Annotated in this window: 13 protein-coding genes; 3 read left to right on the forward strand and 10 right to left on the reverse strand. The window is 47.1% G+C overall.

Annotated elements, in window-relative coordinates:
- Positions 1-227 precede the first annotated feature (227 nt).
- Positions 228-1,619 carry a proton extrusion protein PcxA gene (locus H6F73_RS01865; protein ID WP_190757252.1) on the forward strand — a complete coding sequence of 464 codons (1,392 nt, stop codon included), beginning with the start codon at positions 228-230 and terminating at the stop codon, positions 1,617-1,619.
- 81 nt (positions 1,620-1,700) lie between these two features.
- Here the strand turns inward: H6F73_RS01865 and hpsU are convergent, their stop codons facing one another.
- The 3 genes from hpsU to H6F73_RS01880 all read right to left on the reverse strand — a co-directional run bounded on the left by hpsU (position 1,701) and on the right by H6F73_RS01880 (position 4,524).
- Positions 1,701-2,285 (reverse strand): hormogonium polysaccharide biosynthesis acetyltransferase HpsU, encoded by a 585-nt coding sequence (hpsU, locus tag H6F73_RS01870; RefSeq protein ID WP_190757253.1) that lies wholly within the window; start codon positions 2,283-2,285, stop codon positions 1,701-1,703.
- A 216-nt stretch (positions 2,286-2,501) separates the two neighbouring features.
- Positions 2,502-3,440 carry a glycosyltransferase family 2 protein gene (locus H6F73_RS01875; protein ID WP_190757139.1) on the reverse strand — a complete coding sequence of 313 codons (939 nt, stop codon included), beginning with the start codon at positions 3,438-3,440 and terminating at the stop codon, positions 2,502-2,504.
- A 145-nt stretch (positions 3,441-3,585) separates the two neighbouring features.
- The gene (locus H6F73_RS01880; protein ID WP_190757140.1) at positions 3,586-4,524 is read right to left on the reverse strand and encodes a glycosyltransferase family 2 protein; all 939 of its coding nucleotides are present in this window, start codon (positions 4,522-4,524) and stop codon (positions 3,586-3,588) included.
- A gap of 186 nt (positions 4,525-4,710) precedes the next feature.
- On the opposite strand from H6F73_RS01880, the gene cobU reads away from it, so the two are divergent.
- Both cobU and H6F73_RS01890 read left to right on the forward strand, forming a co-directional pair.
- Positions 4,711-5,274: a bifunctional adenosylcobinamide kinase/adenosylcobinamide-phosphate guanylyltransferase gene (gene cobU, locus H6F73_RS01885; RefSeq protein WP_190757141.1), complete on the forward strand. Its 564-nt coding sequence runs from the start codon at positions 4,711-4,713 to the stop codon at positions 5,272-5,274.
- A gap of 652 nt (positions 5,275-5,926) precedes the next feature.
- The gene (locus tag H6F73_RS01890; protein WP_190757142.1) at positions 5,927-6,466 is read left to right on the forward strand and encodes a hypothetical protein; all 540 of its coding nucleotides are present in this window, start codon (positions 5,927-5,929) and stop codon (positions 6,464-6,466) included.
- Between the two features lie 83 nt (positions 6,467-6,549).
- Here the strand turns inward: H6F73_RS01890 and H6F73_RS01895 are convergent, their stop codons facing one another.
- The 7 genes from H6F73_RS01895 to H6F73_RS01925 all read right to left on the reverse strand — a co-directional run bounded on the left by H6F73_RS01895 (position 6,550) and on the right by H6F73_RS01925 (position 21,968).
- The gene (locus H6F73_RS01895; protein ID WP_190757143.1) at positions 6,550-7,950 is read right to left on the reverse strand and encodes a ferredoxin:protochlorophyllide reductase (ATP-dependent) subunit N; all 1,401 of its coding nucleotides are present in this window, start codon (positions 7,948-7,950) and stop codon (positions 6,550-6,552) included.
- A gap of 54 nt (positions 7,951-8,004) precedes the next feature.
- Positions 8,005-9,426, reverse strand: coding sequence for a DUF5331 domain-containing protein (locus H6F73_RS01900; protein ID WP_190757144.1), 1,422 nt, complete (start codon positions 9,424-9,426; stop codon positions 8,005-8,007).
- A 138-nt stretch (positions 9,427-9,564) separates the two neighbouring features.
- The gene (gene bchL, locus H6F73_RS01905; protein ID WP_190757145.1) at positions 9,565-10,428 is read right to left on the reverse strand and encodes a ferredoxin:protochlorophyllide reductase (ATP-dependent) iron-sulfur ATP-binding protein; all 864 of its coding nucleotides are present in this window, start codon (positions 10,426-10,428) and stop codon (positions 9,565-9,567) included.
- Between the two features lie 709 nt (positions 10,429-11,137).
- Positions 11,138-12,817: an ATP-binding protein gene (locus H6F73_RS01910; RefSeq protein ID WP_190757146.1), complete on the reverse strand. Its 1,680-nt coding sequence runs from the start codon at positions 12,815-12,817 to the stop codon at positions 11,138-11,140.
- Between the two features lie 203 nt (positions 12,818-13,020).
- A complete protein-coding gene (locus H6F73_RS01915; RefSeq protein ID WP_242072304.1) occupies positions 13,021-14,310 on the reverse strand; it encodes a HAMP domain-containing sensor histidine kinase in 1,290 nt (429 codons plus the stop codon).
- 372 nt (positions 14,311-14,682) lie between these two features.
- Positions 14,683-15,075, reverse strand: coding sequence for a response regulator (locus tag H6F73_RS01920; protein WP_190757147.1), 393 nt, complete (start codon positions 15,073-15,075; stop codon positions 14,683-14,685).
- Between the two features lie 95 nt (positions 15,076-15,170).
- Positions 15,171-21,968, reverse strand: a complete 6,798-nt coding sequence (locus H6F73_RS01925; RefSeq protein ID WP_190757148.1) for a HAMP domain-containing protein — start codon at positions 21,966-21,968, stop codon at positions 15,171-15,173.
- Positions 21,969-22,100 lie beyond the last annotated feature (132 nt).

Here is a 22,100-nt window from a genome sequence, read left to right on the forward strand (position 1 = left end):
ATGCATCTGATGGGGGTTGAAATCGCATCACCGTTATACTACAAACTAAGACACAACTTGATCGATTTCATTTTTCCTGGTAGGCGCTGTTTGGCCAACTCCTGACCCGGTTAAAGCGGCAGACGGCCCTAATTTCAGTGCCCGTGTACCCATTGACTGCCCAACCGCTAGCCGCCTACTGTAATTTTAATTTATCCAAGTTCACAAACTCTCAAAACTTTGCCGGCATGAAAATTCCTAAGCTTAACAATATCAAAGGATACTTACGCTCTGCAAATAAGTGGATTTCAGAGACTCCCGATAGAAATTTGGATGAAGCTTATGATGCTGCTTTAATGATTAGGGCCATTGAAGATGAACATTTTAATGGCAGAAAAATTTCTGCGGAATCTGCTCGTTACAGCGACAGCATCATGACTTATTTTCAGGGAGAGTTAACAAAATATTTAAATCTTGCAAAACTAAAGTTAGCAGCCTTTAATACCAGTCGCTCAGTTTTAAGTTTTTCTCCTTTAAAGACGACAAAAGCTAAAAACGATTACTCGGTTGAATACCATAATTTACATGAACAAGAAGTTAAAGATCAAGCGGCGATTGTTTTAGAAAAGCTGAATTTTATTGATGAGGTTTTGGCTAAGTATACTTATAAGCCGGTGAAGTCTGCGACTACCAACTCCTCTACTTCTGCTTCCTCCTCTTTAGTCGCTGTTTACGAAACACCTACACCTGAAAGCCTCTCTCCGACAGTCCGCACCAGTAGCAGAAATCTGGCCAAGCCTTTAGCTGATGATGTTAATTCTGATAAATTGTCGGAATCAATTAATGATAAAACCAGTTTCTTGCCCCGATCAATTTTAAGGACGCTAGATCGGCTGAAGCGACAGCTAGATCCGCAAGCTGAAGAAGAAGTGGTTAGGGATTTTCGCAGCTCTAAAACCAAAACTATCATTTCGATGAAGTTTATTTTATTGCTACTATTAATTCCCTTACTAACGCATCAAATTTCTAAAAACTTTATTGTCGGGCCACTGATTGATCGATTCCGAGACGAGCAGCCGGCTGAAGTTTTCTTAAATACTGATATGGAAGAAGAAGCTTTCTCTGAATTACAGAAATTTGAAGAACACCTCAAATTTAAAAGGTTAATTGGAGTCATTCCACCAATTTCTGAAGAAGAAATGGAAGAGGAAGTCAGAGATAAAGCTCATGAAATCGCTGAAGAATACCGCAAAGAAAGCGCTAGTGCTATCAAAAATGTTTTTTCCGATCTTCTGTCGGTTGTTGCTTTTGGCGTTGTGATTTTTTACAGCAAGCGAGAAATTGCTGTTTTAAAATCTTTCATGGACGATATTGTATATGGGTTGAGTGATAGTGCTAAAGCGTTTATTATTATTTTATTTACAGATATTTTCGTAGGGTTCCACTCGCCGCACGGTTGGGAAGTCATTTTAGAAGGTATATCTCGGCATTTGGGATTGCCAGAGAATCGGCAATTTATCTTTTTGTTTATTGCTACGTTTCCGGTGATTTTGGATACGGTATTTAAGTATTGGATCTTCCGGTATCTCAATCGGATCTCGCCTTCTGCTGTGGCAACTTACAGAAATATGAATGAATAATCCCTAAGCCATTTTATCGATAGCAAATCTTAGGCTAAAATTTTTCCTGCCGGCACTCTATCAGCCTCAATTAAGCGTGAGTTAAAGCTGAGACAAATTGTTCATCTTTCTCGGATACCGAGACTTGCAAGGATTTCCCCAGCAAACCTGTCCCGCCGGCAGATGATTAAGCACACTGCTGCGAACCCCAATCACCGAATTTGCTCCAATTTGAACGCCGGCACCAATAAAACAATCTGCTGCCACCCAAACGCCATTTCCAATTGTGATCGGTGCTGTGATTAAACCAAAAGCCGGATCTTGAATATTATGGCTGCCGGTGCATAAATAACATTCTTGGGAAATGACACAATGGGAACCCAGTTTGATCTGATCAAGACTGTAGAAAACCACATCATCTCCTATCCAACTAAAATCACCAATTTCCAGCTTCCAAGGATAGGTAAATCGGGCAGTTGGACGAATTAAAACACCAACACCGATGCGAGCACCAAACAAGCGTAACAACTGCCGGCGAACCCCATGTAAAAAGTGAGGAGTAAGGGGAAATACGACGGCTTGCACAAACCACCACAGCAAAATAAACCAACCGGGACGTCCTCGATCAAACCAAGATTGGTCGTATTTACGCAAATCTACCCACGGTTGTGCGTCCAACACCGGCATGAATTCTTCCCCATGATTGGATAAACCGGCATCCGGTGTTATATCCAAGTTTTCTAACGCTGCCGGTGGATTATTTTCAGTCTCCGGATCGGGAGTCGCAGAATTCATAAAAACCTAATAAAAAACTAATAAATGCCTCTATAAAGCAATCGCAAAGATTAGTAATAACAAATTATAATTTACATATTGGAATTTTTTATGCTTATTTCATACTTTCTAAGAATCCGGGTTTTGCAGGGATTTCTGTTTAGCAGCCGATGGTAATGCAACATTTAAATGACCTCCAAATTTGCGTAACTCATAAAGTTTTATCCCGATTTGATACTCATACTGACTGATCAGCCGTGCATAAATGTAGCCGGCTCGACCATCCAAAAAACCCAATTGAATAATATAAAATACAATAAACCGCAGGATCGGTTTAAAAGGAAGTCGCACCCACGTTCTTTTGAGAAATCGCTTGCGTTGCACAGCATCTCCAAAAAAATTTGCCCCAATCGTGCCAGAGTCGTCTTGACCGGCTATCAAATTAAAATAAACTCTAGCCTCCCAGTTTGAGTAACGATTGTGTCGTTCTATCCATTGATAAATGTCTCGAAAATCCTCATGGATCATATCATTTTGCAAATACCCAACTTGGCCTTTTAAAATAACGTGTTCGTGAACTTCATTATCGCCGGTGTTGGGAACTTCTTCTGTGCCTAAATTTTCATAACGTCCTTTTTCATGCTTAAACAAACGCAGGTTCCAATCTGGATATTTACCGCCGTGGCGAATCCAGGTTCCCAAAAAAAACACGCGCCGGTTTAAATAATAACCATTATAATTCTGGTTGAGAATTGCCTGAGAAATTTCATCCCACAGTTCCTCCGTAATGCGCTCATCACAATCAACGATGAGTACCCAATCATTTTGAAATTGCAAATTCTCCAGTGACCAGTTTTTCTTCTTAGGCCACCGATTATTAAAATAGAATTGGACAACTTTTGCCCCGTAATCCTCGGCAATTTCGCAGGTGCGATCCGTGCTTTGAGAATCTACCAGAAACACTTCATCCGCCCTAGCAACGCTGGACAGACAAGCCGGCAGATTTATCTCTTCGTTTTTGGCGGGAATGAGAACCGATACCGGAATTTTAGCAGGTTGGATGGTCATGATAGACAGTTATAACGAGTTATGAGTTATCAGGTATAGATTAGGAGTTATTTCTTTAATTGAAACCTCTGTGCGGGCAGGTTAACTAAGATATTGATATCAAGTGCGGGTTCTGTAACCCTGTTCTACAAACTCAAAACTCAAGTTAGGGCTGCTCAGTCTCTTTGGGAGCGAACAGCAAGCCTTGAATGGCGGCACTTAAATAACCAATCTGACCGTAGGTATACACTATATTGTCAAAGCGTTGGGCTGGATCGTTAAAGTATTTCAACGATTTGTACAGCCCTCGCACAAATCGCTCCCCCCCACGCCCTAGCTGGCGCACACCGGCAGAACCGGCTAACCGTTCCCGATAGCACTCGCTAATTCCCTGCCACCAGCCTCGCTGCAAAAACCAAGAACGGTTGATGCGATCAGGTGCGACATTGTGAGCGACTAAAGCATCAGGGAGATAGGCCACTTGCCAACCCTGCTGTAGGGCGAGTTCTGTCATGTGCAGTTCTTCATTTGATAATAACTTTTTGCCAACGCGACCAAGATTAAGATCGAAGCCGCCAATTTGCGCCAGAAAAGACCGGCGAATTGAGTAGTTTAACCCTCTTGGGGTCATGCCTGGATTGTTGATATAAATAACATCATCTCCTAAATCGTAAGCGCCTAAGTTGCCCGCAAGTCCTGGGGAAAGCCAATTGGGGGCAGTCACAGCAGCCGGCCAAAGTAAGGTGACTTTCCCACCGGCAACGGCTAGTTTTTCATTGCTTTGATAGGCGCAATAAAGCACGCTTAACCAGTTAGGGCCGGCAATGGCATCATCATCGAGATAAGCTAAAATCTCGCCGGCAGCAACGCTTGCGCCAGTATTCCGTGCCACAGAAAGGCCAAGTACAGGTTCATAAACGTATTTCAAAATCGGATGGGAACGTCGTTCTGCGACAACTTCCTGGGTACGATCATTCGACGCATTATCCACAACCACTACTTCAAAATCTGGGAAATCCTGCATCAGTAAACTATCAATAGCAGCGCCTAAATAGGTGTCTCGATTGTGGGTGCAGATAATCGCAGAAACCAGGGGTACAGGCATAAAGTTAGAAAAGTAATTGTTAGTTAGCAGCCGGTTGTGAGTCGTTGCCGGATGTCCGCAGTGGGTTGTTGCTAATGGGCATTGGGAAAAAGATAATTGTCCGCCTTGATAAACCCTTAACAAGTGACACCCTATAATGACGACTGACCAATAAGCCTTAGAAAATCAATCCCTAGTTTATCCTTGATGAACACTGAAGCTACATTGCCGGGGCGAGTCACCCTGGTTACCGGCCCGGCCCGATCTGGCAAAAGTGAGTGGGCGGAAACTCTGGCGGCGCACACCGGCACATCCGTAATTTATGTGGCCACAGCGCAGCGTGATCCCGCTGATGTGGAGTGGCAGACTCGCATCGAACAACATCGGCATCGCCGCCCTGCCGCCTGGAGGACTCTAGAAGTGCCGGTGGAGTTGCCGGCCACAATTCGCTCATTCTCCCAAACCGACACTTGCCTACTGGTTGATTCCCTAGGAACTTGGGTGGCAAACCTTTTAGATCAAGACGATGCTGACTGGGAGAAGACTTTGCAAGATTTGCTGACCAGTTTAGATGACGTTGCCGGCGAAGTGATTTTTGTGGCTGAGGAAACGGGTTGGGGCGTGGTGCCGGCATACCCTCTCGGTCGCACCTTTCGCGACAGACTTGGCCAGTTAGTTCGTCGGTTGGGTGCAATTGCCAATCCTGTTTATCTGGTTACAGGCGGCCATGTCTTAAACCTCAGCGTCCTCGGTTCTCCGCTGCCGGTGTAGCCCAACAGCCCGTCCTAGTCTTAAACCATGTTCCATTCTGTCTAAAGTCTGAGTCTGTGCCGACCATCGGGCATAAGCGCTAGGATAGAAATAAGCCGCTTTCAAAATTTGAACTGTGTCGCTTATCTGCATCCTTGTGCCTTAACTACTCTCTGTTAAACACAGGATATAAAATTGCAATTTTTTTAAGCCTTCGAGCTTTAGTTAACATTAGGAAAGTATATTCTTGGCTGTTTTTCCTCGAAATTAAGCATTTTTTGAATAAATTGAGCCATGCTAACAAGACTGAAAGCCACATCGGAAATGGGTTTTATTAGGAAAAATGAAACCGATCAACGTCATTTAACTATTTTTTACTAATATTGTATTTTTTATTTTTAGCTGTAATGAATAATGAACAAAATCAATTAAAAAGTTTAAACTTTTACTTTAATGAATTTAAATTAAAAATAAGTGATTTTATTGAAAGTAGCTAGTATATTTAATTTAGCTTGCACAAGCTAAATCTTTCAAATGGAGGATTCCAAAAATAATTAATCCACATTATAGGTAAATAAGCAGAACTCACTCACCCAAGCGCGGGGGATTTGCGAATTCACAAAACCGACAAGGTTTCACTCCTTTTTTCGTTAAACTCACTTAAACATTACCTATGGCATCCGAACATCAAGTCAGACAATATCTTGCGTATTGGTTTCAGTTGGGCAAGAAAGTTGTGATTCGCAATGGTCAGGAAGTTTTGCTGCCCAAACCAGTCTTCAACGGTGAGCGCTATAGCTCTGAATTTGAAGAATGCTGGCAGAAAATTACTGCTCCAGAATCAGGGGATTGCAATTTGGAAGGAACGGATCAAACCATTGCGGAGTTGCTAACATCGGCTTGGGAATTGGTGATGTGTTCTCGTTGCACCATGCCCGTCCCTCTGCCGACTCAGGGAATGCCGCCAGAAGCCTGTCCCTGCTTTGATTTACCCAATTGGCCAAACAATGAAGTTCCGAAACCGCGAGAAGCTGTTAACACTCAAAAGCAGCTCAATTCTATTCGCGGTCGGTTAATTAGAGCCAATTCTCAGGCGAATGAAGACAAAAAGAATAGTGGCGATAACTCGCAACTTCCTAATATGGAAATCCCTTTAAATTTGCCCACCTGTCATTGCCCCCAGGAACCGCAAGAAAGCTCAATGCGCTCCTGAATTCTGATTGATCTAACTCAAAAAATATAAAAAAGGGGCACGGTTCTCGTACCCCTATCAAGCAATGAGAGCGAATTCAAACTTTAAACTTTGGCTTCGTCCCTCACCAACTTATCCCAACCCAAATCCTTGAGACTGTTGTTGCGGCGAAGTGGACGAGTTACCAATTCTAAAATGTCACGGGCATTCGTAAAGCCGTGAATTTGAGCGAATGTGAACTCAACAGACCACTTAGTATTAATCCCCCGCGCTTCCAAGGGGTTGGCGTGCGCCATGCCGGTGATCACCAGATCCACACCAATTTCTTTAATCCGCTGAATTTGGTTGTAATTATCCGGCTTCTCGACAATCCTAGGTAGCGGCACACCCATTTCATGGCAAGTCTTCTCTAGCAAAGCCAGCTCAGCAGCCTGATAGCGCTTATCCATATAGGGAATCCCGATTTCTGGGCAAGTCATGCCACAGCGAATCAAGAAGCGTGCCAGAGAAATTTCCAGCAGGTTGTCACCCATAAAGAAGACAGACTTGCCGCGAATGATCTGGAGGTAGTCTTCCAGATTTGCCCAGATTTGCGCTTCCCGCTCATCCAGTCCCTTGGGTTCAATGCCTAATACCGAGCAGATTTTCTCAATCCAAGCGCGGGTGCCATCTGGCCCAATCGGGAAGGGAGCGCCGATCAGTTTGCACTTGCGCCGGCGCATCAAAGTCGTTGCAGTGCGGCTGAGGAAAGGATTCACTCCGCTCACAAAATAGCCTTCTTCAATCACCGGCAGTTCGGTATAACGCTTGGAAGGCAGCCACCCAGAGACTTTAATTCCTTGCTTCTTCAGCTCCAGTGTCAATTGCGTCACCACTGGATCAGGCAGCGAACCGAAAAGAACCAGCGGCGTATGGTTGACATATTCCGCTTCGTCTGCTACTACTTCTTCCTTCTTTTTGCCGAAGTTGAGCAGTTTTTGAATCGCATTCCCCTCATTTTTCTGGGTTTCTCCCACTGGCGCTTTATCCGGGCAACGAGCCGCCATCGCCGCCAGCACCGTATCTTCCCCTTGGGTAAACGCGTAGTCTAGCCCATTGGCACGAGCCGTCACAATCGGAATTCCAATCTCGGCTTCCAACTTAGGAGCCAAGCCTTCCAAATCCATTTTGATAATTTCAGTCGTGCAAGTGCCGATCCAAACGATCACACTGGGGTTGCGATCTCGCTTAATTTGCAAGCACAACCGCTTCAGCTCATCATAATCATTTAGTTGAGCTGAAATATCACCTTCTTCCAACTCTGCCATTGCATAACGGGGTTCTGCAAAAATCATCACCCCCATTGCGTTTTGGAGAAAATAGCCGCAGGTTTTCGTGCCAATCACCAAAAAGAAACTATCTTCAATTTTTTGGTATAGCCACGCGACGCAGCTAATCGGACAAAAGGTATGGTAATTGCCGGTTTCACACTCAAAATTGAGCGCTTCTGGTTGAGCAACAGTCATAAAATAACGTTTTTCTCCTTATAGGATTGCTGAAATTGAAGGTTGAACAAGTCCTCACAAACCTGACAGCAAATCTTTCATTTCTGGATCATCGTCCGAATCCCATTCGTCCCGTGCCAGCGCATCCAGATCGGCTTCATCCAAGTCAGAGGAATCTTCACCTAAATCCCCAAAATTCATATCACCCAAGTCATCCTCTGAACCCTCATCGCCCAGAGATGACATATCATCACCGAGATCGCCTAGATCCATGTCCCCAAACGCATCGGTAGAATCGTCATCGAGAGCGCCCAAGCCCATATCATCGAGATCGTCGGAAACGCCGGCTCCAAACGCATCGCTGGACTCGTCATCAAGATCGCCCAAGCCCATATCATCGAGATCGTCGGAAACGCCGGCTCCAAACGCATCGCTGGACTCGTCATCAAGATCGCCCAAGCCTATATCATCAAGATCGTCAGAAACGCCGGCTCCAAACGCATCGCTGGACGCTTCTGGCAACCCTCCCAAGCCCATATCATTGAGATCGTCGGAAACGACGACTTCAAAATCATCGGTGGACTCGTCATCGAGATCGCCCAAGCCCATATCGCTGAGATCGTCGGATGTATCGTCATCAAAGCCCGTGACAGCCCCTACGCCGAAGTCATCAGTAGATTCTTCAGCAAGCTCATCAAGGCCGATGCCACCTAGCTCATCATCGGATGTATCGTCATCAAAGCCCGTGACAGCGACTGCGCCGAAGTCATCAGTAGATTCTTCATCAAGCTCATCAAGGCCGATGCCACCTAGCTCATCATCGGATATATCTTCACCGAAGTCAGCAACAGCCACCGCCCCGAAGTTATCAGAAGATTCTTCATCAAGCGCATCAAGCCCCATATCCACCAAATCGTCATCGTCGGAAGACTCTTCATCAAAGTCAGGGGTAGACTCTGCTAAGCCAGTAAGACCCATCCCTCCCAACTCATCATCGGGTAAGTCTTCTTCAAACTCATCGGTGGTGTCTTGCATCATTGCCACTGCGGCGGCGGCTACACCGAGCACGCCAACACCGGCAGCCGCTGCGAGTGGTAAGCCCAAGTTTTCACCCGTTAACTCATCTAAGGTTTCGGTAGCTGGGCTTGTGGATGCCGGTGTCGAGACGGGTATGGGTGCCGGTTGCTCTTCATAAACTGCCGGTTCGCCGGTTGGGTTATTACCGAGTGCGATGTCTGGATCGAAATTCAACCCCAACACTTCTATCAGGGTTTCTGCATCTGGATTTAGCTTAGAAAACGGCAACATTAACTGCGCTAGCTTGGGTTCTAGCGCATTCATCGCGCCCAGGATGAAGTAAGAAGTGGGGCGTCTGCCACCATCGGGGGTTTTAACGGCTGCCACTTTGATATGCAGGCTCAGCCAGTCATGATTGGCTTGGTAATATTGCAACCACTTTTGTTTTAAAGCACTTGAGAAGTCATCGAAAAAAGCCATAGTTGCTATCCCCCGTCTTGCTGCAACAAAGTATGATTTTTTTTTGTTTCAAGAACCGCAGTCTTGTACTGAATCATACTAGCCAATCAGCAACCCTCGCTCCCTCTTATCCTGGTTGTTTGGGTGTGCTGCTGTGAGCTATACCATCATCAGGTCTAATTCTTCTTCGCTGGTAACTTTGGGCTGGGTGGGGTTGAGGTAGAAGTCAGACAGCAAGGTGAACAACTCCCGATCTGGGGCGTCGTTGGGCACTACGCCTTCTGGACGAGCCAGAATTTGGTCGGCGATGTTGAGGTAGTAGTCGCAGACGTAGTTGAGGGAGGGGTCTGTCTCTGCCATTTCAAACAAAGTTTTGCCTTTGACGCGAGAGACGCGAATATCTTCAATCAGCGGCAAAACTTCCAGCACCGGCATCGGTACGGCTTCGATATATTTTTCGATCAAATCGCGCTTAGAGGTGCGGTTACCAATTAAGCCGGCGAGGCGCAAGGGGTGTGTCCGGGCTTTTTCCCGCACGGATGCTGCAATTCGGTTGGCAGCAAACAGAGCATCAAATCCGTTGTCGGTGACGATCATGCAGTAGTCGGCATAGTTGAGGGGGGCCGCAAACCCACCGCAAACCACGTCTCCAAGAACGTCAAATAAAATCACGTCGTATTCGTCGAAGGCGTTGAGTTCTTTGAGCAGTTTCACGGTTTCGCCCACGACGTAACCCCCACAACCGGCACCAGCAGGAGGCCCGCCAGCTTCTACGCAATCAACGCCGCCATAGCCTTTATAAATGACGTCTTCTGGCCAAACGTCTTCGTAGTGAAAATCCTTTTCTTGCAGCGTGTCAATAATCGTGGGAATCAAGAAGCCGGTGAGGGTAAAAGTGCTGTCGTGTTTCGGATCGCAGCCGATTTGCAACACTTTTTTGCCGCGACGTGCCAGGGCAACCGAGATGTTACAGCTGGTTGTAGATTTACCGATTCCGCCTTTTCCGTAAACTGCTAGTTTCACCCTAGTGCTCTCCTTAAATAATTGCGTCTCAAATCTTTAATTTCTATGCAATGCCGCCCTTGGCCGGCACTTTTAAGCTGCTCTTTCAGTTCAGCTTTGCTTTCGCCTGTTCTTGTTGTTGAAAGCATTATTGTCCATATTCCCCTGAAAAGAAAGGGGTTAAATCGATAGATCAGGGCTTAAACGCTCTTTGTATCGTTCTTACTCGTCATAATACCGCTTAATCTTCTTTCTATTCTTTTTTAAGCTTTATTAAATATTTTGAACATAATTTATATATTAATTTTTATAAAAATACGAACAAAAAGCAAAAAAATAAGCGGCTACGCACAAACAACCCCTAGCCGGCAGGCTCGGATCAAGCGAGCCGATGCACTATTTTCAGCTCAAAGAGCCTGTGGGGATAACATTTTGGTTCAATAATCCCTATCGATCCCAGACCAATTGTCTAGGGACATTCATTGCAACGATTCAAGTAAAACTGCCGGATTTAGAGGCTGAGCAATTTATTTGAGATTTTTGTTAAGAATATTTAAATGTTCAAGAAATCTATGAACACCCTTCAAATGCGTAGGTCTAGCTAACAACTTTCTTGGCAAATTCTGAGCAATTGATTCTGAGCTGGCCCACCTGGAATCCTCAAAAATTGTTGGTTAGGCCGGTCACCTGATGATCAGCCCCTCCCAATTGAGCGAGCATCCTCTAGGTCTTATTCCGTTTTTTTGCCGATCTTTGGCCAAGTAAAGCGAATGGCTGTCCCTTGACCTTCTTGAGAGTCTACAGAAATGGTGCCGCCTTCACTTTCAACAATTTTCTTGACCAAAGACAACCCAATGCCGGTGTTTTCTGTCGTATCGCGTGATTGTAGCGTTTGAAAAATGACAAACACTCGCTCGTGATATTGTGGCGCAATCCCCGGCCCATCATCGGCTACAGAAAACTCGTAGAAATCTTTTTTCTCTTGAAATGTGACCTTCACACAACCATCTGGACGATCATGGTGTTTGATGGCATTGCTGATCAAATTAGAAAAAACTTGCTCTAAAAGCAACCGCGAGGTTTTTAACGTTGGCATTCCAGGGCAAACTTCAACCGTAAACGTGGGTGGCGGAGCAACAGAATCGATCACATCTTTGAGGATTACCTCTACAGAGACCGTTTCTAACTCCGTCTGCAAGCGCCCCACACGGGAGTATTCGAGGATACCATTAATTAAATTTTCCATGCGATGAACACGCCCTCGCAGCAGATTCATTTGGTGTTGCGTGTCCTCGCCCAGCTTGTCGCCCAAATCTTCTTCCAGCCACAGTGAGAGGTTAGCAATTGCCCGCAGTGGCGCTTTCAAATCGTGGGAGATCACATACGCAAACTGATCGAGTTCCTGGTTGCGTTTCTCCAAAGCCGCGTTCGTCTGCGTCAGCACAATCGTCAAGCGGGCGAGTTCCTCAGCGCGTGCTGAAAGTGTTTCCTCTGCTTGCTTAGCTTCAGTGATGTCAATCATCAGTCCTCGCACCTTCACGACAGCGCCTTCGCTATCGCGAACAATATATGCTCTGTTTCGCAACCACAGTACCTGACCATCTGCTGCCACACACCTATACTCAAACTGATGATCTCTACCTTCGAGGGTTTCCGTTTTCGCTAAAGCTTGCGCCCAACCCCGATCATCGGGATGGAAAAGCTGCAGCCAGAAATTTGGTTCGCTTGTCCATTTGTCAAGGGGATAGCCCAGAATTTGCTCAGCACTCTGGCTGACGAATGTAAATTTCTCAGTGAAGGGATCGGCTTCCCAAAAGATTGTGTGACCTAAACCATTGACTAAATCGCGAAAACGCTGTTCTGCGGCTTCAGCTTGGGTGCGTGCTGCTTGCTCGCTTTTTAACAATAGATCTTTGAGCCGGTTTGCTGCTTCTAATTGGGCGGTTCGTTCCAGGACTCGTTGTTCTAACTCTGTATTCAGACTATAAATTTCTTCGGCTTGTCTTTTGACTTCTGCTGTCTTCTTGAACAGGTCAACAAATACTGAAACTTTAGAGATTAAGATTTCTGGTTCAATGGGTTTGAACAGGTAATCTACCGCCCCCAGAGAGTAACCTTGAAATACAAATGAATCGCTTTTGCTAAATGCTGTTAGAAAAATAATCGGGGTGAGCCGCGTCCGTTGTCTTTCTCTGATCAGCGTTGCTGTCTCAAATCCATCTATCCCTGGCATTTGGACATCAAGCAGGATAACCGCAAAATCTTGATGAAGCAAACATCTTAAAGCTTCTTCGCCAGATTGAGCTTTAACTAAATTCTGATCGAGTCCTTCTAGGATGGCTTCTAAGGCCAGCAAGTTTTTGGGATGGTCATCAACGAGGAGAATGTTAACTTTTTGTTCGGCTTGCATATTGTCTAGTGGATAAATAGTTAAACAGGTAAAATGAATAATAAGGTTAGACTTGCAATTTCAAGTTGTACCTTAGATAAATTAAATGGATGTAAAAAAGATAGCTGTTAATGAATTGAGTGGAAATTAGCTCACTCTTTTAATCTAAGCGGAATCACGATTTACATAAAAAATAAAAAATTCAAACTGCTCCACTCAGACTTTTAAGAAGTGAGGGGCAGAAAAACCGTAAATACCGCTCCTTCAGGCGCTTTACTGTGAACGCTAATATTTCCTCCGTGGGCTACAACAATACGCCGAGCAATGGCCAGTCCCAAGCCGGTTCCACCTTTCTTGCGAGAGGAGTCTGCTGTATAAAACTCTTCAAAAATATGGGGAAGATCGGTTTCGCTGATCCCGGCTCCCTGATCTCGGATTTGTACAGCAACTTTACAGCCTTCTACTTGACCAGAAACAAATATTCTAGAGTTTGACACGGAATACTTAATCGCATTATCCAGGATGTTTAAAAAAGCTTGCAGTAAGCGTTCTGGATCGCCTTGGATCTGCACGTCTGGAATATCTTGCTGGATGCTCATTCCTTTGGATTGCACCCGCAGTTCCATTGCACTGACAGCTCGGTTGATGAGAGATTGAAGACTCAAAGGTTGCTCCTCCAAACGAACAACACCGGCTTCAAGCCGGCCTAAATCCAGCAAATCTTGGATCAGTCGTGACAGGCGCACTGTTTCATCCTGTGCGGTTCGGATAAACCGGGTGCGTAACTCCGGGTCTTCAGCGGCTCCCCTTTCTAGGGCTTCGAGAGTCACTTTAACATTGCTCACTGGAGTGCGGAGTTCGTGAGATACATTTGCCAGGAACGATCGCCGTTCGTTATCGAGTGAAGCCAGCCGTTCGCTCATCCGGTTCAATTCAATGGCCAATTGTCCAAGTTCATCGCTGCCAAAAATGTTGAGTTTCTCACCTAAATGACCACTGCCAAGGCGCACGGCAAATCGGGACATAGCTTGGATCGGTGTAGCCATGCTGCGAGCGAGCCATAAACTAATTGCACCACAAAGTAAGAACGTTAAGAGCAGGGTTCCTAGAACTGTAGAAATGACCGTTCTAAACTGGCGCTGGAACTGACTGAGGGTTAGGGACATCCGCAACAGACCGATCATTTGACCGTTGCGGTTCAGTGGCTGCACGGCAAACACTCTGTCATCGTTTGAAAGAACACCTTTGCCAAAGCCTCGCACCCGCTTGTTTTTAAGTCCTTCTCTAACGCCTGGAATTTCTAACCAGTCGGTTATTTGCCAATCTATTTCGGGAGAGGAGGTAGACAAGAGGCGACCTTCTGGCCCAAAGATTCGCAGATTGATGGTTTCGGGTGCGCCGTAGCGTTTCACGAGCAATTCCACTTGCATCAAATCGTTGTTTTCGAGCGCATCGGCTACGCTTTCACTCAAAGCGGTAGACCACGTATCTAATTCTGCCTGTTTTGTTTTCATGAAAGAGGCGTGGAAAGCCCACAAAAGGTAGCCGGCTAGGAGCGATGTACCGAGTGCAGTTAGCCCCAAATAAGTGGCTAAAAGTTTGGCGTGAATGGAATTCCATTTAATCCGAATGGTAACTCACCTCCTTAAGGCGATTCGTTAGGGACGATTTGTTATAAAGGATTGAGACTTGTGCCGGCATTTAGCTTTCGATTTCGATAAGCCAAAAATTTATTAATTGCACTTTTTTATGGTTGCAGAGAAACAGAGGGCAAACCTAATAAAAAACTTGTTAGAAAAGCGAACGATACCTTTCTGTTTCTCACTTGCATCGTGAATCTCAACGCCAAATATTATGCACGATTTTATCCATTTATGGCGATCACATTATGATTTTGTTTGCGAAGAGTTTGAGCTGCGAGTACACCGGCGCAGAATAGCTTCGATTCGGGCGATCAACTCACGAGTGTTAAAAGGTTTGGTGAGATAGTCATCTGCGCCGGCTTTTAACCCCCAAACTTTGTCTGCATCGTGATCTTTGGCAGTTAAGATCAGAATAGGAACCTCAGAGAAAGCACGAATGCGCCAGCAAAGTTCCATTCCATCCATTCCCGGTAACATCAAGTCCAAGATAATGATATCTGGCACTTTTTGTTTCACCATTTCTAGTGCGCTTAGCCCATCTCCTGCTGTCATCACTTTATAGCCTTCTTGGACTAAAGAAAACGTGAGACTCGCCCGAAGTGGTTCTTCATCATCAACTAATAAAACGTGAGACATGGCGGATTTAAAATTGACACTTCAACCTTTAACTTTAAAATTTGGAAGTTAAGAATTGAGAATTTTTGAGGTTCTCAATCCTTCATTTTCTCTGCTTACCGATAGAGCCAGACCCGCAGCAGTGAGAGCAACTGCTCAGTATCAACCGGCTTGGTAATGTAGTCAGACGCACCGGCTTCCAGACATTTTTCCCGATCACCTTTCATAGCTTTAGCCGTCAGGGCAATAATGGGGAGAGACCGGAAGTTAGAAATTTTGCGGATATGGCGCATAGTTTCATACCCATCCATTGTTGGCATCATTACATCCATCAAGACAACATCAATGTCAGATATTTTTTGCAACATCGAAATGCCATCAGAACCGTTTTCGGCATATAAGACCTGCATTTGATGGCGCTCTAACATACTGGTGAGCGCGAAGATATTGCGGACATCGTCATCTACGATCAAGACTTTTTTGCCGACCAGAAGCGGGTCTATTTGATACAGCTTTTCGATCATCTGTCGTTTGGGTTCAGGCAAATTCTCTTGAACCCGGTGCAGGAACAAAGCGGTTTCATTAAATAGAGTTTCTGGCGAACCCAAAGCTTTAATGATGATGCTTTCAGAAATCCGCTTGAGTTCAAATGCTTGCTGTTCAGTTAAGCTTCTGTCGGTATAAACGATAATGGGTAGAGGCACAACACCCCGTGAGCCGGCGGTAAACTCCTGAGTGAGCTGCTCAATCAGTTCTAACCCACTCATATCGGGTAGATCCAAATCGATGACGACACAATCGTAGTGCCGGCCTACCGCCTCACCCGTCCCTGCCTTTAGGGCTGAGAGCGCCTCCTCACCCGTTCCCACCGCAGTGGTTGCGACGTCGCTGTTACCGATCAAATCGACAATATTTTGACGCTGATTTTCGTTAACAACCACAACCAGCAAGTTCTTCACCGGACGCTCAACAAAACTTTTGATATTCACCAACCCCTCAATTAGCGCCTCGCGGGTAACAGGCTTTTGTAGATAAGCCAGTGCTCCCATTTTCAACCCCCGTTGCCGCGCCGCCTCAACCGTGAGAATATGAACCGGGATATGACGCGTTGCCGGGTCGTGCTTTAAGCGATCAAGAACCGTCCAGCCGTCCATTCCTGGCAGCCGGATATCGAGCATGATGGCGTGGGGTTTCAATTCGTGGGCCATCGCCAAGCCGGCTTCGCTACGCAGCGCCACCAACCCTTTAAAGCCGACCTGTCGTGCCATATCTAACAGGATGCGGGCGAAGTTCATGTCATCCTCCACAATCAACAGCACGCGATCGCCCGGATGAATATTATCGCGATCATCACTCAGTTGCTGCGAGATCGCTAAGGAGGAAGGGTCGTTCTTGGACTGTGCTAAGACTTCTGCCTCAGGAGTGCTGCTGGGGGTGGAATTCTCCGGATTCGCGGAGCGAAGCGACCAGCCTTCTTCCCTGCGCCTGTCTGGATTCCACTGCCGGGATTGTGGGAAATTGTTGCTGTGCCCCCCTTCGGAATCCCCGCGATCCAGCGACAAATAATGCAATTCTTCTGGCTTGGCAGGGTTCGCGGGAGGCATATAGGTGTGGGGCAAGTAAAGCGTAAAGGTACTGCCGTGGCCGAGGCTGCTAACTAAGACAATTTCTCCGCCGAGGAGTCGGGCGATTTCGCGGCTGATGGATAAGCCCAAGCCGGTGCCGCCATATTTGCGGCTGGTGGTGCCATCTGCCTGTTGGAAGGCTTCAAAAATGACTTTTTGCTTTTCAGGGGCGATGCCGATGCCGGTGTCCATCACCGAGAAACCAACGATCGTCTCAGCGCGATTTAATGTCTCCTGCTCAGGACTCCATCCTTGGGTTGCCAGCTCAACTCGCAACCGCACCTCTCCAGAGTCTGTAAATTTAAAGGCGTTGGAGAGCAGATTTTTCAGCACTTGCTGCAAGCGTTTCGAGTCGGTATAAATCGCCCTTGGCAGTTTCTCATCAAACACAAGGCTGAAGTTCAAGCCCTTATCTTGGGCGACTTGACGGAATGTTCGCTCCATCTGGTTCGACAAATCTGTGAACAGCAGCGGATCGATTTCCACTGACATGGTTCCCGATTCAATTTTGGCTAAATCGAGGATGTCATTAATTAACCCCAGCAGATCCGTGCCGGCAGAATGAATCGTGCGAGTGTATTCCACTTGCTTGGCGCTGAGATTGCCATCGGCGTTATCCGACAGTAGGCGAGCTAAAATTAACAAGCTGTTGAGCGGCGTCCGCAACTCGTGCGACATATTCGCCAAAAACTCCGACTTGTATTTAGAAGTAAGCGCCAACTGTTCGGCTTTCTCTTCCACAGAGCGTCGCGCCTGTTCAATTTCCCGATTCTTGCGTTCAACTTCCCGGTTTTGAATCGACAGCAACCGCGCCTTTTCTTCAAGTTCTTCGTTGGTTTGCTGCAACTGTTCCTGCTGGTTCTTCAGCAGTTCCTCAGAGGCTTTCAGCGATTGAGCTTGCTGTTCTAATCGCTTGTTCGTCTCTGTCAGTTCTTTTTGCTGAGTTTGCAGTTCTTCTGCCAGTGCTGTGGACTGTTTGAGTAATTCCTCAGTCCGCATACTGGCAGCGATTGTATTGAGCACGATGGCAATACTTTCAGTCAGTTGATCGAAGAATGTGAGGTGAATCTCACTAAAGCGCCGGAAGGAGGCTAATTCAATCACCGCCGTCACTTGCCCCTCAAACAACACCGGCAGCACAACGGCATTGAGCGGAGTGGATTCCCCTAACCCAGAGCTGATTTTGATATAGTCGCTCGGCACCTCAGTCAGCAGAATTCGTTCCCTTTCCAAAGCACACTGTCCGACCAATCCTTCACCCAAGTGGAACTGATTCGCCAGATGCTTGCGCTCGCGATAAGCATAAGTGCTGAGAAGTTTCAAAAAGGGTTGATGCGCCACACCGGCTTCCATGAGGTAGAACACCCCATGTTGGGCAGAAACCAATGGAGCCAATTCTGAGAGGATAAGTTTGGAAACCGTCTCCAAGTCTCGCTGACCCTGTAGCATCCGGGTAAACTTAGCCAAATTGGTCTTCAACCAGTCTTGCTCAGTGTTTTTCTGCGTTGTTTCTCGCAGGTTGGCAATCATCTGGTTGATGTTGTCTTTGAGGACGGCCACCTCGCCTTCTGCTTGGACGTTAATGGTTCGGGTCAAATCGCCCTTCGTCACGGCGGTTGCAATTTCAGCAATCGTTCGGATCTGGGTGGTTAAATTTGCTGCCAGTTCGTTCACGTTGTCGGTTAGCGCCCTCCAGGTTCCCGCCGCACCAGGCACTTTGGCCTGACCGCCCAATTTCCCTTCAATCCCCACTTCTCGCGCCACTGTGGTAACTTGATCGGCAAAGGTCGCCAGCGTGTCGATCATCTCGTTGATCGTGTCGGCTAAGGTTTCAATTTCCCCTTTTGCCTCCAGCATCAGTTTTCGCTTCAAGTCACCATTGGCAACTGCCGTCACCACGCGGGCGATACCTCGCACTTGGGCGGTTAAGTTGCCGGCCATTGAGTTCACGTTGTCGGTGAGGTCTTTCCAGGTGCCGGCGACGCCCTTGACATCTGCCTGACCGCCTAATTTCCCTTCCGAACCGACTTCTCGCGCCACCCGCGTGACTTCTGAGGCAAACGAGCTGAGCTGATCCACCATGACGTTGATGGTGTTCTTCAGATCCAAAATCTCGCCTTTGACATCGACGGTAATTTTCTTCGAGAGGTCGCCGTTTGCAACAGCTTTCGTCACTTCGGCAATGTTCCGCACCTGGGCTGTCAGATTGCCGGCCATTGAGTTCACGTTGTCGGTTAAGTCTTTCCAAGTGCCGGCGACCCCCTTAACATACGCCTGCACGCCCAACTTCCCTTCAGTTCCCACCTCTCGCGCCACCCGCGTTACTTCCGAGGCAAACGAGCTGAGCTGATCCACCATGATGTTAATCGTGTTTTTCAGCTCTAAAATTTCACCTTTTACGTCAACCGTGATTTTCTTAGACAAATCCCCGTTCGCTACAGCCGTCGTCACTTCCGCGATATTCCGCACCTGGGCTGTCAGATTACCGGCCATTGAGTTAACGCTATCGGTTAAGTCTTTCCAGGTGCCGGCCACCCCTCGCACTTCCGCTTGTACACCTAATTTCCCTTCGGTTCCCACCTCTCGCGCCACCCGCGTCACCTCTGAGGCGAAGGAGTTGAGCTGATCCACCATGACGTTGACCGTGTTTTTCAGCTCTAAAATTTCACCTTTTACGTCAACCGTGATTTTCTTAGAAAGGTCACCATTTGCTACAGCCGTCGTCACAGCGGCAATATTTCGCACTTGGGCGGTTAATGAGCCGGCCATGAAGTTCACGCTATCTGTTAAGTCTTTCCAGGTGCCGGCAACGCCGCGCACATCTGCCTGACCCCCTAATTTCCCTTCCGAACCGACTTCTCGCGCCACCCGTGTTACTTCTGAGGCAAACGAGCTGAGCTGATCCACCATGACGTTGATGGTGTTCTTCAGCTCTAAAATTTCGCCTTTAACCTGTACAGTAATTTTCTTGGAGAGGTCGCCATTTGCGATTGCGGTTGCCACCTCTGCAATGTTCCGCACCTGGGCTGTCAGATTACCGGCCATTGAGTTCACGTTGTCGGTTAAGTCTTTCCAGGTGCCGGCTACCCCTCGCACTTCCGCTTGCACGCCTAATTTACCCTCGGTTCCCACCTCTCGCGCCACCCGCGTCACTTCCGAGGCAAACGAGCTGAGCTGATCCACCATGATGTTAATCGTGTTTTTCAGCTCTAAAATTTCACCTCTAACGTCTACGGTGATTTTCTTAGAGAGGTCGCCGTTAGCTACAGCCGTCGTCACTTCCGCGATATTCCGCACCTGGGCTGTCAGATTGCCGGCCATTGAGTTAACGCTATCGGTTAAATCTTTCCAGGTGCCGGCTACCCCTCGGACTTCTGCTTGTACGCCTAATTTCCCTTCCGAACCCACCTCTCGCGCCACGCGCGTTACTTCTGAGGCAAAGGAGTTGAGCTGATCCACCATGATGTTGATGGTGTTTTTCAGCTCTAAAATTTCACCTTTTACGTCAACCGTAATTTTCTTAGACAAATCCCCGTTCGCTACAGCCGTCGTGACTTCGGCAATATTCCGCACTTGGGCGGTTAATGAGCCGGCCATGAAATTTACGCTATCGGTTAAATCTTTCCAGGTGCCGGCGACCCCCTTAACATCTGCTTGACCGCCTAATTTCCCTTCCGAACCCACCTCTCGCGCCACGCGCGTTACTTCTGAGGCAAAGGAGTTGAGCTGATCCACCATGATGTTAATCGTGTTTTTCAGCTCTAAAATTTCACCTTTTACGTCAACCGTAATTTTCTTAGACAAATCCCCGTTCGCTACAGCCGTCGTCACTTCCGCGATATTCCGCACCTGGGCTGTCAGATTGCCGGCCATTGAGTTAACGCTATCCGTTAAATCTTTCCAGGTGCCGGCAACGCCTCGGACTTCCGCTTGTACACCTAATTTGCCTTCGGTTCCCACCTCTCGCGCCACCCGCGTCACTTCCGAGGCGAAGGAGTTGAGCTGATCGACCATGATGTTTATGGTGTTTTTCAGCTCTAAAATTTCACCTCTGACATCTACGGTAATCTTCTTAGAAAGGTCGCCATTAGCTACAGCTGTCGTGACTTCGGCAATATTCCGCACCTGGGCGGTTAATGAGCCGGCCATGAAATTAACGCTATCCGTTAAATCTTTCCAGGTGCCGGCAACGCCTCGAACTTCTGCTTGTACGCCTAATTTCCCTTCCGAACCGACTTCTCGCGCCACCCGTGTCACTTCTGAAGCAAAGGAGTTGAGCTGATCCACCATGATGTTGACGGTATTTTTCAGCTCTAAAATTTCACCTTTTACGTCAACCGTAATTTTCTTAGAAAGATCCCCATTAGCTACAGCCGTTGTCACTTCCGCAATGTTCCGCACCTGGGCTGTCAGATTACCCGCCATTGAGTTAACGCTATCCGTTAAATCTTTCCAAGTGCCGGCGACTCCGCGCACATCTGCCTGCACACCTAATTTGCCTTCGGTTCCGACTTCTCGCGCCACCCGTGTTACTTCTGAAGCAAAGGAGTTGAGCTGATCCACCATGATGTTTATGGTGTTTTTCAGCTCTAAAATTTCACCTTTTACGTCAACCGTAATTTTCTTAGAAAGGTCGCCATTAGCTACAGCTGTCGTGACTTCGGCAATGTTCCGCACCTGGGCTGTCAGATTACCGGCCATTGAGTTAACGCTATCCGTTAAATCTTTCCAGGTGCCGGCGACGCCTTGAACTTCGGCTTGCACGCCTAATTTCCCTTCTGAACCGACTTCTCGCGCCACCCGTGTTACTTCTGAGGCGAAGGAACTCAGTTGATCAACCATTGTGTTGACAATCTTGGCAGTTTGAAGGAATTCTCCTTTTAGGGGCCGGCCTTCTATTTCAGGTGCGATCTTTTGCGATAAATCACCATTTGCAACGGCCCGAATGACTCTGGCAGTTTCGGCTGTGGGCTGAACTAAATCTGTGATTAGAGTATTGACAGAATTAACGCTTGCTGTCCAAGAACCGCCGGCGTTTCCAAGCGATGCCCGCTGGGTAATTTTGCCTTCTTTACCCACAACGGTGCCGATTCGCTCTAATTCGGCGGCCATCCTTTCATTAAGTTCGATGATATCGTTGAGCGTATCCGCAATTTTACCTGCTATGCCGGTTTGGTCGAGGGGCATCCGCACAGAAAAGTCACCTTTCTTGACAGCGGCAAGAGTTCTTAATAGCTGCTTTTCATCTAAATCGTCTGTACGTTCTTGGACTGCTTGTGAGCTTGACATAGCTGATTCCTTTTGCCGGTTGATGAGTGAGCGGTGGTGGGCGAATAATTATTAGATTTACTTATTACAAGTAGCGATTTAACAGGAAAGTTTGATAATATTCCCCTAAGTAAGCGAATAACTAGCAGCCGT

Origin of the sequence: Microcoleus sp. FACHB-68, from assembly GCF_014695715.1 — a bacterium.
GTDB lineage: Bacteria > Cyanobacteriota > Cyanobacteriia > Cyanobacteriales > Oscillatoriaceae > FACHB-68.

Coding starts and splice junctions, on each gene's coding strand:
- H6F73_RS01865 (WP_190757252.1), top strand. CDS start 228: ATGAAAATTCCTAAGCTTAACAATATCAAAGGATACTTACGCTCTGCA.
- hpsU (WP_190757253.1), bottom strand. CDS start 2,285: ATGCCGGTGTTGGACGCACAACCGTGGGTAGATTTGCGTAAATACGAC.
- H6F73_RS01875 (WP_190757139.1), bottom strand. CDS start 3,440: ATGACCATCCAACCTGCTAAAATTCCGGTATCGGTTCTCATTCCCGCC.
- H6F73_RS01880 (WP_190757140.1), bottom strand. CDS start 4,524: ATGCCTGTACCCCTGGTTTCTGCGATTATCTGCACCCACAATCGAGAC.
- cobU (WP_190757141.1), top strand. CDS start 4,711: ATGAACACTGAAGCTACATTGCCGGGGCGAGTCACCCTGGTTACCGGC.
- H6F73_RS01890 (WP_190757142.1), top strand. CDS start 5,927: ATGGCATCCGAACATCAAGTCAGACAATATCTTGCGTATTGGTTTCAG.
- H6F73_RS01895 (WP_190757143.1), bottom strand. CDS start 7,950: ATGACTGTTGCTCAACCAGAAGCGCTCAATTTTGAGTGTGAAACCGGC.
- H6F73_RS01900 (WP_190757144.1), bottom strand. CDS start 9,426: ATGGCTTTTTTCGATGACTTCTCAAGTGCTTTAAAACAAAAGTGGTTG.
- H6F73_RS01910 (WP_190757146.1), bottom strand. CDS start 12,817: ATGCAAGCCGAACAAAAAGTTAACATTCTCCTCGTTGATGACCATCCC.
- H6F73_RS01915 (WP_242072304.1), bottom strand. CDS start 14,310: ATGAAAACAAAACAGGCAGAATTAGATACGTGGTCTACCGCTTTGAGT.
- H6F73_RS01920 (WP_190757147.1), bottom strand. CDS start 15,075: ATGTCTCACGTTTTATTAGTTGATGATGAAGAACCACTTCGGGCGAGT.
- H6F73_RS01925 (WP_190757148.1), bottom strand. CDS start 21,968: ATGTCAAGCTCACAAGCAGTCCAAGAACGTACAGACGATTTAGATGAA.